The 14,124-nt window shown below is 43.7% G+C and carries 13 protein-coding genes; 6 read left to right on the top strand and 7 right to left on the bottom strand.

Annotated elements, in window-relative coordinates:
• Positions 1–46 precede the first annotated feature (46 nt).
• Positions 47–931: a 50S ribosomal protein L11 methyltransferase gene (locus ACOJQI_RS03165; protein WP_421383478.1), complete on the bottom strand. Its 885-nt coding sequence runs from the start codon at positions 929–931 to the stop codon at positions 47–49.
• Positions 932–951: 20 nt separating this feature from the next.
• Positions 952–1,779: a radical SAM protein gene (locus ACOJQI_RS03160; RefSeq protein ID WP_421383476.1), complete on the bottom strand. Its 828-nt coding sequence runs from the start codon at positions 1,777–1,779 to the stop codon at positions 952–954.
• 345 nt (positions 1,780–2,124) lie between these two features.
• Between ACOJQI_RS03160 and xylE the strand changes: the two genes are divergently transcribed.
• From xylE to ACOJQI_RS03145, 3 genes are all read left to right on the top strand, one after another.
• Positions 2,125–3,540: a D-xylose transporter XylE gene (gene xylE / locus ACOJQI_RS03155; RefSeq protein WP_421383474.1), complete on the top strand. Its 1,416-nt coding sequence runs from the start codon at positions 2,125–2,127 to the stop codon at positions 3,538–3,540.
• Positions 3,541–3,899: 359 nt separating this feature from the next.
• Positions 3,900–5,729, top strand: a complete 1,830-nt coding sequence (locus ACOJQI_RS03150) for a M6 family metalloprotease domain-containing protein (RefSeq protein ID WP_421383472.1) — start codon at positions 3,900–3,902, stop codon at positions 5,727–5,729.
• A gap of 170 nt (positions 5,730–5,899) precedes the next feature.
• Positions 5,900–7,162, top strand: coding sequence for an ATP-binding protein (locus ACOJQI_RS03145; RefSeq protein ID WP_421383470.1), 1,263 nt, complete (start codon positions 5,900–5,902; stop codon positions 7,160–7,162).
• A gap of 151 nt (positions 7,163–7,313) precedes the next feature.
• Here the strand turns inward: ACOJQI_RS03145 and ACOJQI_RS03140 are convergent, their stop codons facing one another.
• The 3 genes from ACOJQI_RS03140 to ACOJQI_RS03130 form a co-directional block, all read right to left on the bottom strand.
• A complete protein-coding gene (locus tag ACOJQI_RS03140) occupies positions 7,314–7,742 on the bottom strand; it encodes a hypothetical protein (protein WP_421383468.1) in 429 nt (142 codons plus the stop codon).
• A 12-nt stretch (positions 7,743–7,754) separates the two neighbouring features.
• Positions 7,755–7,919 carry a hypothetical protein gene (locus tag ACOJQI_RS03135; protein ID WP_421383466.1) on the bottom strand — a complete coding sequence of 55 codons (165 nt, stop codon included), beginning with the start codon at positions 7,917–7,919 and terminating at the stop codon, positions 7,755–7,757.
• Between the two features lie 159 nt (positions 7,920–8,078).
• Positions 8,079–8,462, bottom strand: a complete 384-nt coding sequence (locus tag ACOJQI_RS03130) for a hypothetical protein (protein WP_421383464.1) — start codon at positions 8,460–8,462, stop codon at positions 8,079–8,081.
• 394 nt (positions 8,463–8,856) lie between these two features.
• Here ACOJQI_RS03130 and ACOJQI_RS03125 point away from each other — a divergent pair, with 394 nt between their 5' ends.
• Complete coding sequence (locus ACOJQI_RS03125) at positions 8,857–9,525, top strand: hypothetical protein (RefSeq protein WP_421383462.1); 669 nt, start codon at positions 8,857–8,859, stop codon at positions 9,523–9,525.
• Between the two features lie 74 nt (positions 9,526–9,599).
• Here the strand turns inward: ACOJQI_RS03125 and sstT are convergent, their stop codons facing one another.
• On the bottom strand, positions 9,600–10,838 hold the full coding sequence (gene sstT / locus ACOJQI_RS03120) for a serine/threonine transporter SstT (RefSeq protein ID WP_421383460.1): 1,239 nt from the start codon (positions 10,836–10,838) through the stop codon (positions 9,600–9,602).
• A gap of 369 nt (positions 10,839–11,207) precedes the next feature.
• Between sstT and ACOJQI_RS03115 the strand changes: the two genes are divergently transcribed.
• Positions 11,208–11,633 carry an organic hydroperoxide resistance protein gene (locus tag ACOJQI_RS03115; RefSeq protein ID WP_421383458.1) on the top strand — a complete coding sequence of 142 codons (426 nt, stop codon included), beginning with the start codon at positions 11,208–11,210 and terminating at the stop codon, positions 11,631–11,633.
• Positions 11,634–11,682: 49 nt separating this feature from the next.
• Here ACOJQI_RS03115 and ACOJQI_RS03110 read toward each other — a convergent pair whose 3' ends face one another.
• Positions 11,683–12,132, bottom strand: coding sequence for a MarR family winged helix-turn-helix transcriptional regulator (locus ACOJQI_RS03110; RefSeq protein ID WP_421383456.1), 450 nt, complete (start codon positions 12,130–12,132; stop codon positions 11,683–11,685).
• Positions 12,133–12,387: 255 nt separating this feature from the next.
• Between ACOJQI_RS03110 and ACOJQI_RS03105 the strand changes: the two genes are divergently transcribed.
• Positions 12,388–14,076 (top strand): hypothetical protein, encoded by a 1,689-nt coding sequence (locus tag ACOJQI_RS03105; protein ID WP_421383454.1) that lies wholly within the window; start codon positions 12,388–12,390, stop codon positions 14,074–14,076.
• Positions 14,077–14,124 lie beyond the last annotated feature (48 nt).

Here is a 14,124-nt window from a genome sequence, read left to right as displayed (position 1 = left end):
AGGGACTGTCCCTCTTAGCGCTTTAAAGTACAAAAGGATGGGTCCATTATTTCTTGTAGTATTCCATTGTCACCCACTCGTTTGTCTGCATGGTGTTTATTTTTTCAAAGCCTGCCTGCTCGAAGGCCTGCTCTACTCCTTCTGTGTGCCAGTTGACGAGACCCGACACGAGGAATCGCGGGCTTTTTTGCAGCAGCTCATGCCTTTGGATGATATGCAGAGCTTCGTCTCCGCCAATATTGATGAAGATCCAGTCGTACTCATCCTCAATCCGATACTCCCCGTCGATCAGGTCCTTCTGCATCACCTCGACCTGTTCTTCCACACCATTCAGCCCGGCATTATATAAAACTTCCCTTTCGACCGGCTCGTAATCGATGGCGGTTACATGACGGGCTCCTTTTAACAGGGCACCGATTGTCAGGATTCCCGATCCCGTTCCAAGGTCGAGTACTTTTTTATCCGTGAAATCCTGCTTGAGAATAATCCGCAGGCAGTCCTGGGTGGTTTCGTGGAGCCCTGTTCCAAAGGCAGCCTGGGGTTCAAACCTGAGCACATTCTTCCCTGGGTGTTTTTCCGGATCGCCAGAATAAGCGATGACCCAGTCCTCATTCAATTCGATATCTTCAAAATCAGGCACCTCTATATTCTCTTTCACTTTAGAATGAGTGATGCCGGCTTTGGGAATTCCGGAAGCCTCTGTAACAATGCTGAAGCAATCCTCAGGAAAGTGCTCCACCTCATTCTCTTCGAAATAGATGTTAAAATCGAGAAGCTCTTCTTCCGCTTCCTTATATTCATATCCATTTGAGAATGTGATGACCTCGATCGGCTGTTCATAATAGAAGTTGTACAGCCCGCGGCTGCTTAATTTTTCAATCAGTTCATCCACTTGGGATTGTTCTATCTTTATTTTAAATTCATACAGCATAGCTTTTTCCTTTCTCTTCCTTAACTTGGGCTGAAGCCGCTCTTGGATACGCCGACTTCAATGCCGCTGCCCTGCATCTCTTCATGGAGCATTTTCAGCACCACTTTGTAGGCAGTCGGATTGTACCACTTTTCCAGGCCGAGCTGCCGGTAGATCTCTTCGACCCCCAGCTTGCTTGTCCTTCTTCCGCCTGTTCCGTCGCCCATCCAAAAATCATCAATCGTGATCCTTTTGGCAATTTGTTTGAGCTTAGCAGGAAATTCCCTTGAACAAGGAAGCAGCGGTGCGATGGTCGCCTGCGTCATGATTCCCGCTTCCGTGATCTCTCTTAGTGCCTTCATTCTCGCAAGAATCGGCGGGGCGGACGGCGAGAACGCCTTCCTTACTTCTTCTTTATCGGTTTCGATCGTCATTGATATTCTAATTTTATCTCCGAATTGTTTAAAAAGGTCGATGTCCCTCTTCACTAGAGGAGAACGAGTTTGTAAATGAATGAAATCCGGCTGGACCTCCAGCATCAATTCCAGGAGGCTCCTCGTTAACCGCGTTTCATGTTCGATCGGCTGATAAGGGTCCGTAGATGAAGACATGAATAACGTGACCGGCCCTTTTTTCTTCGCTTTGATGAGATCTTTTCTGAGAATCTCCGCCGCATTGGTCTTGATATCGACCCATGTCCCCCATTCCTGTTCGCGAAAAAGAGAAATCGGCATCTGCCTGACATAGCAATACTTGCAGCCGAACACGCAGCCTGCATAGGGATTCAACGAATGAGTAAAATTATCGATGGCCCCTTTTCCCGGCGTTAAAATGGACTTCGAAACAATATCCTTCAGTTCTGGTTTCACCTTATCACCTTCTTTCCATTACTTATTATAAAACACTTTCATGCATTAACGCACTAAGAGGGTCTGTCCCTCTTAGTACACTAACGCATTACCGCGGTGGGGGACAGTCCCCCACCGCGGTAATGCGTTAGTTTAGTAAAATTTACTTAGTTTATTCATTAGACAAACTAAGTTTATTCTGATACAATTCAGATAACTTAAATAAAAAGTTACATTCATCTAGGAAAAGGAGGGATTAGGGCAGTCCTCAACTTAATTATGCTCACTATTGAAAACGCTTCATCTTTTATCAAAAATGTAAGCGTCATCACGGCATGATTATCCAGCAGATTTGCCTGTACCATTATGACAAAACAAAAAGGATCACTCTACATTTTTTCTATTACATTAGTCGCCACTCTCGGCGGATTGCTTTTTGGTTATGACACCGCTGTAATTTCTGGGGCCGAAAAATCCGTCCAAGCCTATTTGATTGATGGATTGGGATTAAGTTCCTTCATCCACGGTGCCACTATTTCAAGTGCATTGATCGGTTGTATCATCGGCGGCCTCATTTCAGGATATTTTTCCTCTGCTTACGGCCGTAAGAAATCACTGATCATCGCCGCTTTTCTTTTCTTATTATCCGCATTAGGTTCAGCCTATCCGGAGTTCCTTTTCTTCACTGCAGGGGAACCGACAATGGGATTGCTGGTGGCTTTTAACCTTTACCGCATCATCGGCGGTATCGGCGTAGGACTGGCCTCTGCGATTGTTCCAATGTATATCGGAGAAATCGCTCCAGCGGATATCCGCGGACGCTTGGTTTCTTTTAATCAATTTGCCATCATTTTCGGGATGCTAGTCGTTTATTTTGTTAACTGGGGCATCGCAAGCGGGCAGTCCCTCGAGTGGATCAACGAAGTCGGCTGGAGATACATGTTTGCTTCGGAAGCCATTCCGGCGCTGTTATTCGGGGTCCTCCTGTTTTTCGTTCCGGAAACGCCGCGTTATCTTACATTGAAAAATAATGATCAAGGAGCACTGGAGATTCTGAGTAAAATCAATGGTGCCGCTGCCGCCAAGTCCATTTTAAGTGAAATCAAACAATCCGTGAATGTTTCTTCTGAAAAGCTATCGGTTTTTGCTTACGGAAAGATGGTCATCATCATCGGAATCCTGCTCTCTGTATTTCAACAGTTTGTCGGGATCAATGTGGCCCTCTATTACGCACCGCGTATCTTTGAAAGCATGGGCGCGGCCAAAGATGCTTCCATGCTGCAGACCATTGTCATGGGACTGGTCAATGTCATCTTTACCGTCATCGCCATCATGACAGTTGATAAATGGGGACGCAAGCCGCTTTTGATTGTTGGTTCCATCGGTATGGCTGTTGGGATGTTCGGTGTTTCCGGACTGGCTTTCTCCAATATCATCGGGATCAGCACGCTGTTCTTCATTATCGTCTATACAGCATCCTTCATGATGTCATGGGGTCCGATTTGCTGGGTATTGATCTCGGAAATCTTCCCGAACAGAATCCGTGGACAAGCCGTGGCCATCGCCGTTGCAGCTCAATGGGCAGCCAACTACCTTGTCTCTTCCACTTATCCAATGATGATGGAATTCAGCGGAGGCATGACATATGGCATCTACGGACTGATGAGTGTCCTTTCCGCCATCTTCGTGTGGAAGTTCGTTCCTGAAACCAAAGGAAGATCACTAGAGCAGATGGAAGACCTTTGGAAGACCCCTGCTCCTAAAAACACAAAAGCAGTATAATTCATATAACCCACCTTTCTTCCAATGAAAGGTGGGTTTTTAATATGCTTCATTACGTTAAAGCAGATCTATTTCCAGTCCCGAAAACTTCGCCCCTCTAAAAAAGTTTCACTTTTTACCTGATTCTTTTTCACCAAAAATAGTAAAGCTCTTTACATCCTATTTACCTAAGAGACATCAACCAAATAGTAAAAATATGTATTTTAGTAGGTACTTTAAATTAAGAAAATTCAGAAATTATTATTTTTGCGGAATAAACCTAGTAAACTCCAATAAGACTAGTAGGACTTCTTCACCTTTTTAGTAGACTGACTATTCTGATATATTCTATTTGTACTAAATTTGAAGGAGTGGTGCACTTGTTAAAAGTCTTATCAAAAACGGGTCTATCCCTTGCGCTTGCTGGCAGTGTGGCGTTTGCCGGGTTCCAGGCAAACAGTGATGCCCCTGTCAAAGAAACCAGCAAATATGATTTAAGCCTTGCCCATTATGTGGGAGCTTCTCCCGAATTAGCCCAAAAGGCGAAAGATTTGGGGGTCGATGTATCCAAAGCAGATCCAGCTGAAAAAATCGCAAACAACGGCGCGAAGTTCCAGCAGGCTGGTGATAACCATGTAGCTTATAAAAAGGCGACTGGCGATGTTCCGGTGCTTGTGTTATTAGCAAAGTATCCTGATGGAGACGAGCCTGTAGGTGATATGCCTGGACAAGTTCCTGCGCACTATTACGAGGATTTGATTTTTGGAGATGAGTATAACCCTTATGAATTGCCACAGTTTGCAAAATATGACGGAGACGATGTTCCTAAAGACCGCACAATGCAGAATGCGTATAAAGAGTCTAGTAGTGGTGCTGTTAATCTAGTTCGTAAAGAAAACACAGATTTTGCATGGGTAGAGCTGCCAAAAGGTGCTTCCTACTATTTAGATCAGGAAGGTACATATGCAGACAATGGTAAATACGTTCTTGGAAACGAGAACGGTGACGCCCATACAGGTGAATTCGTTCGTGACCTTTTGAAGGCAGCAGATGATCAAATTAATTTCTCTGATTATGCAGTAGATGGCGAAGTTCCTAACATATTCGTTATCCACGAAGGAACAGGAGCAGAATTCAGCCGCGACCCTGCACAGTTCTGGTCTCATAAATGGTCTTTATTAAGTGCCCTTTATTATGGTAAATACTATGAAACTGGTAAACCAGCAGATGTTGTAGCGGGTATGAGCCAAAAAGACTGGATCGCTAAAACCCAAAAAGAAGACATGACTTATGACGGCGTAGTAGTCAACAACTACAACATCCAGCCGGGTATCGGTGGTAACGTTGCAGGTTTCGACTTGAACACTGGCGGTTATAAAGAAGAACTAAAAGAAGGTCCATACCCAGCACAAACTGGCGTTTATGCCCACGAATTCGGACATGCCCTCGGCTTACCGGATTTCTATGACACTCTTTACACTTCTGAAGGTGTCGGAAACTACTCAATGATGGCCGGCGGATCCTGGATGCGCTACCCTAATAAACCTGCATACTCTGGTAACTCACCGACACACTTTGATCCGTTCTCCAAGATCTTCTTGGGCTGGGCAGATCCAATTAGTGTAGGACCTAACGATGGAGTTCAAGAAATCACTCTTCCATCTATTGATAAAGCGGATGCTGATAACGGTATCGTCAAAATGGAAGTACCGGGTTCCAACGGTACTGAATACTTCCTATTCGAAAACGTTCAGCAAAGCGGATTCAACAAAGGCTTGAACCGCCAAGGTGAAGATTCTCATGGATTGGTCGCATGGCATGTCGATGAGAACATCATTGAACTTTATCAATCTGCAGGCTTCCGTCCAAATAACGTTGAGAACTGGATGAACAAGCGCTTCCAGTACAACCAGTCTCAGACGGCAAGTGACGGTACAGAAGTAACACACTACGGCCTGTCCGTTCTTCAAGCAGATGGAAACTATGACCTTGAGAAATATGTAAACCGCGGAGATTCCGGTGACTTCTTCAAGACTGGAGATAAGTTAACACCGAACTCTTCAAATGTTCACACTGGTTCCTACTATTTCTGGAAAGGCAACGGATCCACTCCTGCTGACTCCGGTATCCATGTAACGGATATCGCAGAAAACGAAGATGGATCAATCACGGCTAAGTTTTATTACAGCACAAATGAAAAGAAACGATAAAAAAAAGAAGGCTGTCTCTAAACAGAGGCAGCCTTCTTTTTTTACTGATTATAAGATTTCAATAAATAGTTAATATTAACCATTACATAGAGTACAGCACACCCCCTGTCCCCTTCATGCCGATGATGTTACAATTGTGAGCATGCAATACATATATAAAGGACGGAATAATGAATAATTTTCAATACTATGATCCACTCATCAATTTTTTGCTGATTATAATCAGTTGCTTAATCATTGTTTTTTTGGCTGAACTAAGAAGTTTTAACAGAAAAAATTACAAACTCTTTATTTTTCTGACATTTTCAATAGTCATCATTTTATGCATCCACTTTTCCACCTATCTCACTGAGGGGCTCATCTGGGATCTTAGGGATATCCCTATAGTTTTCGGCACTATCTATGGTGGACCGGTTGTAGGCATCGGTTTGTATGCAGTCACGGTTGTATACAGACTTTCCCTTGGCGGGCTCGGGATTTACACAACCATGCTGGGAAACGGTGCAGAGGTTCTGGCAGCCATTCTGCTGTATAAAGCTTATCACGCCTTTTCATACAGGAAAAAATTCCTTACGGGTATTGGTCTGACACTGCTTTCCCCTATCATCACAGGGATCTCAGGCCTGATCTTTTTCGAAATCAAACCCCAGCTTGTTATCGTGTGGTTGTTTGATTTCTCTTTGACACTGATCAGTTCCATGGTCGTTATGCTGGTCATTTTACTTCTTACAAGAAGCCTTCAGTATAAAGAAAAAACGCTGATTGCCGAAAAGAATGAAATTGTGGCCCATCTGTCAGCGAGCATCAATCATGAACTGAAGAATCCTCTGACCACTGTCTTCGGGTTTCTGCAGGTCCTCCATCAAAGTGAAGAGGACAAGCAGAAGAAAGAGTATATTGAGATTTCATTGAGTGAGCTGGAACGAGCCAAAAGCCTGATATCCAACTACCTTGCTTTTGCCAAGCCATCCTCTGAAAAAATGGAAAAACTGAATTTAAAAGAACAGATTGAATATGCGGTTCAGGTGGTGAGGCCATTGGCCAATCAACACAGTGCCGAATTGATAGCTGAACCAGGGGAAGGAAAAATCCTGGCTGATAAACAGAGGTTTCAGCAGGCCATCATGAACCTGCTGTTAAACAGCATCGATGCAACCGCACAGGCAGCACAAAGCGGTAAAATCACCGTCCAGTCGAAGACCTCTGGCAAAAAGGTCATTCTCACCATTGAAGATAACGGAATCGGCATGGATGAGGAGCAGATCAGCAGGCTGGGCCAGCCCTATTTCACCACAAAAGGTCAGAGCGGCACCGGCCTCGGCCTCATGGTATCCTACAGCATCATCAAAAGCCTCGATGGCACCATCGATGTGGAAAGTGAAGTCAACAAAGGAACCACCTTCACCATCACCCTTCCACTCGCTGAAGAATAAACACTTTCACACGTTAAAGCACTAAGAGGGACAGTCCCTCTTAGCGCACTAACGCATTAACGCGGCGGGGGACTGTCCCCCGCCGCGTTAGTGTGTTAAAGTCCTATTCAATTGAAAAAGGACAAGATCTACCTTGTCCCCCATTGGTTCTTTAGATTATTTTATCCTGCTGCAAATCACTTTTAATTTTTAAGATGTCCTTCAAGCTATTGGATTTTTTAGCTTTATCGTATATTACTTGCTTTCTCTTTAAATCCTTTTCGATCGTAAAGAGAAGACTTTCTTTTAAATAGTTCTTCAATATTTCTTTCAACAGTAATGTATCCAGCCGGCATTCTTGGTCAATAGATATGTTGTAAATCTCGGTTTTATCTTTTTTTATTTTTAAGATTGTTGTATTTCCCGAGCATTCAATTGAAATACCTGAATCTAGTACTTCATCAATCTTTATTAAATAGTCCTGAACGTTATTTAGATTGAGATCAATGATCATGAAATCCTCTAAGATACTTAATTCTTCGGGCATATTTAAGTATAAAATTCCCGCGGAAGTAATTTTAACTGGATAATTTGAGTTCATAGTGACCTCTCCTTAATGTCGATACTTAGGATAGGCAGTAGTTACTTTACCAGTATCCTTGTCATCATGCTGATAAAAATGTATGACCATTCCATTTTCCAAAACAGATTCATACAGCCTGGCCTTGATTTTATTCTTTTTATTATAGGCATTTTTTATCGCATTTAGAACATCCACAGGAGTTCACTTCTCCTATAAAAATATGAACTATTGAAGAAGTACTATAAATAATCTCTTTGTAGTCTTATAAAGCTTAGAAACATCCATGCATTCACCTCGTTTTGTGAAAGATAAATGCATCCCCTTCCTCTTCTTAGTTAACCTTACTTTTTAATTTTAGAACACATCATTTTGTCTATCTTCTGGGAGATTTTCTAAATACTCTTTAAAGGAAATAAGGAAGTGCTCCGGAGGATTACCAAAGTGGATAGTGAAGAAACCATTACCTTCATAGGTCATTAAATAACTCTTTTCTTTATTACAGTTCTCAAAAACATTTTTATAGGCTTTCAGCTCTCCAGCTGATAAATTGCCATCCAAATAGATTCTTATCCAATCCCCTTTTTTAGTTTCCAGGTGTACAGAACCATAGCCTCCTGAAATTTCTACCCGAAACGGAGTATTATTTTCTTCATCATACTCAGCATATTTATCATAGTGATAACCACAGATAGAACATATCAAAAACTTTTCATCTACCTTATAATACCAATCTTCCATAGCTACACGTCCACAATTGTGGCACTCAGTCTCATGTAATATTGATGCTATCGAAATCATCTCCTTATTTTTATAGTTTTGATAAATGAATAGGATATTAATTGAAGGATTTCTTCGTGCGGGATTTGAAGAGGCATAATGAAAGAGAAAGGGGATGCACTTCCATTGTATTCCATATTGTGAGTTTCGGCAATGAGATCCTTTCACTTTCACACGCTAAAGCACTAAGAGGGACAGTCCCTCTTAGCGCACTAACGCATTAACGCGGCGGGGGACTGTCCCCCGCCGCGTTAGTGTGTGAAAGGGCAGGTGTCTTTCCGCCCAGTCAATTTGGTAGTTTAATTCCCTGTTAGTTGGAAAAACACGTAATGTACTAACTTTTGAGGTGATTATTTTGAAAAGATACAAATTGGCAAAAGTATTATCAGCGAGTGCACTTTCTGCACTCATCATGGCCGGCTGCGGCAATGATGATGGAAATGTAACGACAGAGGATAATGCTGAAGAAACAGCAGTGGACGAAACCACTGAGGAAGAACCGGAACAAACGGACCAAGAAGAAACAGACCAATCAGCTGAGCAGGAAGAATCTGAGGTTGGCACCCGGTCGAACCCAGTGCCGATGGATGAAACTGCTACAATTGAAACCGTGGTTACCGATGATAACATGAATGAATACAATACGACAGTTGAATTGACTGTAGACGAAGTCATCCGCGGGGAAGAAGCTTATCAAATGCTAACTGAGATGAATGAATATAATGAAGAAGCCCCGGAAGGCTACGAATGGGTACTGGTTAATGCCAACGTGAAAGTGGTGGATTCTGAAACAGAAGACTATCCATTTTTGATTGACGGCGTCATGGATTTTGGCTTCGTTAGTGAAAACGGAGATGTATACAGCGGGGATCTTGTCGGGACAACGACACCTGAATTTTCCTTTGAGATGTATAAAGGAGGAGAAAAAGAGGGTTATCTCGCAGGCCTCGTGAAAACAGGAGAAGACGCCACGCTGTCCTATGATTCTTGGACAGGAGACAAGGTGTTCTTTAACCTTCAATAAGACGTGAAAAAACTACCTGGCACTTGTTAGTGGCAGGTAGTTTTTTTAATGGATTGAAAAGGGACTTCCCCCTCCTATGCCACTTCATTAATATTGACGGCTTTCCCTTCCTTCTTTCTCTCTTTTAACTCGCTGGCTGCCGTGAACAGCACATCCGTTGAGGAGTTCAACGCCGTTTCGAATGAGTCCTGCAAGACGCCAATGATAAAGCCGACCCCGACGACCTGCATCGCGACATCAGCCGGGATTCCAAACAAGCTGCACGCCAAAGGAATCAGAAGCAATGAACCGCCGGCTACACCTGAAGCGCCGCAAGCCGATATGGCTGCTACCACACTCAGGATGATGGCTGTCGGAATGTCCACTGGAATGCCGAGTGTATGAACCGCCGCCAATGTCAGAACCGTGATCGTCACAGCGGCACCTGTCATATTGATCGTCGCCCCCAATGGAATCGAGACGGAATAACTATCCTTATTCAACCCCAAGTCCTCGCATAACCTCATATTCACAGGGATATTCGCAGCTGAACTTCGAGTAAAAAAGGCTGTAATCCCGCTTTCCTTGAGACACTTAAACACAAGTGGATAAGGATTTCTTTTTATCAGCATAAATACAATGACCGGATTCACAACTAACGCGACCAAGACCATACAGCCGATCAATACGGCAAGCAGTTTTCCGTAGCTTAACAGCCCTTCAATCCCGGTAGAAGTGACCGACTCAATGACCAGTCCCATGATCCCTAACGGGGCAAATTTAATGACCCATGTCACCAGCTTCGTGACGGCCTCTGAAAAATTCGCAATCACTCCTTTAGTGGAGTCCGCTGCATTTTTCAGAGCCACCCCAAGCAGGACTGCCCAAGCCAAAATGCCGATATAGTTCGCGCTGGCTACCGCATTGAACGGATTGTCCACAATGTTGAGCAGTAAAGTTTCGAGAACCTCCGCAACACCACCGGGAGCCGTCATCTCCTCCGCCCCTTTAATAAGCGTCAAACTCACAGGAAAAATGAAGCTGACAACGACCGCAACCAGTCCTGCCAAAAAGGTTCCTAGCAGATATAAAAGAATAATAGATTTCATGTTGGTCTGGCTGCCTTTTTTATGCTGAACAATGGCCGACATCACCAGGAAGAGAACCAATACCGGGGCAATGGCTTTCAGAGCCCCTACGAATAATGAACCCAGTATGGATAAAGGTTTTGCTGCTTCCGGATTCGTTACAGCGAGGAGGATACCGACCACCAGCCCGATGATGATCTGCTTTACAAGACTTAACTGCCCCCACTTTTCGACTATGTTTCTCATATAAAATTCCTCCCTGCACGAACAAATGTATTTCTAGTAAAAACTATTATATAGCCTCTGTATTTTTTTACAATGACTTTCCCTCATAAAAATATAGTCTGAATTAACTGATAATTAACACGAGGTGCATCCGCGTCCACATAAATCCTCAAGTGTGCCAACAGAGGTTTATTTTTCCCCCACAAGTCTAAACTACCTAAAAGGTCTTTATCACACCACCGCACTGGGGGACAGTCCCCCGCTGCGGTAGTGCGCTAAAGCAATCCAGCCACACGAATCAAATAGATTGACTCTCTATTTCAATTGTGTAAAATTAAATTGTGCACAACTTAATTACAAACACTAATAAAACGAAAAGGAGAAATGAACATGTCTGATACATTATTTACAACTTCCGTTAAAGCAGTTGGCGGCAGAGAAGGACGAGTGGAATCTTCTGAAGGCAACATTAACTTGCAGTTGGCGATGCCGGGAACACCTCGTAAGAAGGAACTTCCTGAAGCGACAAACCCTGAACAGCTTTTCGCTGCCGGCTATGCGGCATGCTTTGATGGCGCTCTTAATCTGATTGCCCAAAAAGCCAAAGTGAAATTAGAGTCTGAAGTGACAGCGAATGTGAGTCTCATCAAAGATGAAAAGGATCAAGGTTTCAAACTCGGTGTGAAATTACAGGTGAAAGGTACAGGGGTTGACCGTGACACGCTTGAGGATCTTGTCCACAAAGCGCATGACTTCTGTCCTTACTCCAAAGCAACAAGAGGCAACATTGACGTAGAGCTGGAAGTTGTCGAATAAAAAAATAAAACGTTCACGATTGTTTAAGTCGTGAACGTTTTTTTATTAATCAAACGTTTGATTGAAGATTGTGAAGGAGCTTTAAAAGCGAATTTCTTAGGATTTCGCTTTCCTTTTCATCATTCCCGGCAAGCGAGAAAACACGCTCAGGAATATCCGCAGCCTTCTGCTTCAAAGACTGGCCGTTTTCAGTCAAAGTGACAAACACAGAGCGCTGATCTTCGGAAGAACGCTCCCGGACGATAAGCCCCTGCTCTTCCATCCGCTTCAGCATCGGCGTCAGCGTCCCTGAATCCAGGAACAGCATCTCCCCCATTCCTTTGACTGTCAGGCGTTCATGTTCCCAAAGCAGCAGCAGGACCAGATACTGAGGATAGGTCACATTCAGATTCTCCAGCAGTGTCTTATATTGCTTCGTCATTTCCCTCGACGCCGCATACAGCAAGAAGCAGAGCTGATTCTCAAGCTTCAAATGTTCGAAATCATTATTGTTTTCCATCGTACACCAACTCTTTTAAAAAGATTCTATCACTACTATACCCCTTTGCCCTCCTCAAATAAAACAAATTATCACTTCACCCCTTTAAAGCACTAAGAGGGACAGTCCCTCTTAGTGCTTTACCGCATTAACGCGATGGGGGACTGTCCCCCATCGCGTTAGTGTGCTAAAGCGACATTGGATTCTACAAATTTTTACATTTTCTTCATTCGATATCCTGTATACTTTTATCTAAAAAAACTAGGGGACAATTTCATGAAAAAAGGAACGATGATTGGGGTATTTATTTGTTTGTCACTGCTTCTTTCCGGATGCAGGGTCGTCTGGCATGATCCATCTCTTGCATTGAACAATAAGAATGTACTCGCTCGGAACATCGTCAGTACTCATATCAAAATTTATGGCGAGCTGACCGGTTCCGAAAGTATTACCGTGACTGGAGACAGCAATCTGAAAAAGGGCGTAAAATTATCGATCGCCATCCAGGAATATGTCCGCCGGCCTGGCCTCTCGAAAAATCATGTACTGTCAGGCGAACAGCCTACCGGACCAATCGTTGCGGAAAAAGAGGTCACTGTCGGCAGCAACGGCCATTTCACCACAGAAATTGATCGGAATGGAAGCAAAACCATGAGCAAACTGACGATCACGTTCAAACCGGAAAATCAATCCGAGTCCATCAAAGAGTTTTACGGAAAATATGGTGAAAAGATATCCAACACTGATTCCAGTATTACTACTATTCAATATACTCACGATGGAAAAGATTACAGAGGGCATCAGGTCTACGGAATCGTTGGTTCTACAGGAACAAAGTCCCCGCTCTGGTCCATTTATTCGGGAGCGGTCGAGGATGAAATCATTGAAGTTACAGCAGCAGAAGGCACGCCGGACTGGACATTCCAGCACCTGGAGAAAGCCGTGCAGGACCTGGACTACGAAACATTTATGAAGTTTCAAAACCAAAACAATCCTACTTTTTATAAAGAGCAGGCCAGATGGTTCGAAGAAGTCATGTTTACAGAGGCCAAAGGAAAGGATGTTAAACTGGCAGTCCTAGGTTTTAAGCAGATCGATGAGACAACCGGGACCGTGAATTTTCACGTGAACATGCAGCAGTCTGAAGGCAGTGAGGCCTATACGAACAATACTGTCACTTATGAATGCATCAAGGCTGGAAACACATGGCTCATCAATGATCTTCCTTTCGAACAGATTGTCTCGGAATCCGGGGATATTACGGTTTATTTTAAACCGGGAGATGAAGCCAAAGGTCAAAGCACTTTAGAAGACACCGAAAAGCTCGTCAACTTTTACTCAAAACAATTCAACTGGGATCCTTCTCCGATCACGATTAAACTTTATTCCACCAATGAAGAAATTTCGGCAACGGTCCCTTCTCCTTCTCTTGCGGGGTGGAATGAGACAGGAGAATCCTTGAAAATCAACACGGCAGATAAAATAGAAGACACTTTTTCCATCCTATCACATGAACTGACGCATAAAATGCTGAGCGATCTCACCAATGATAATGCAGCCATCTACCTTCAGGAAGGCTTTGCAACCTACTTACAAAACAGGGTGCAGAAAGATGAGGCAGGCGCCATTTATTTTGATGATGAACTCGTTGACACCAATACCAAGAAGGCCATTGAAAACAATCCAAAAGTTCTGTCCATAGAGGAACTGAACGAACTCTCCTACTCTGACGACATTTTCACTATCTACCGTGACGGCTACCTCATGTCCAACTATTTGATTAAAACGTACGGCATGGAAAAATTCAGTGAGGTCCTCAATGACCTGGCAGCCTATGAATACATCGATAAACGAATTGAACATAAAATGGAGACCATCCAGCCCCTGACCATAGAGGCTTTCGAAAAAGTATACGGTCCGGTGGATGCGCTCTCGAAAGAGTATATTGATTATTACTCAGACTAATAGGTACGCGGGAAGAGGGACAGTCCCCCTTCCCGCGCCGCACTTCCG

The sequence above is a fragment of the Bacillus salacetis genome, assembly GCF_049177075.1.
GTDB lineage: Bacteria > Bacillota > Bacilli > Bacillales > Bacillaceae_B > Rossellomorea > Rossellomorea salacetis_A.
The sequence above is the reverse complement of the archived record's forward strand: the minus strand, read 5'-3'. Positions and strand labels throughout refer to the sequence as shown.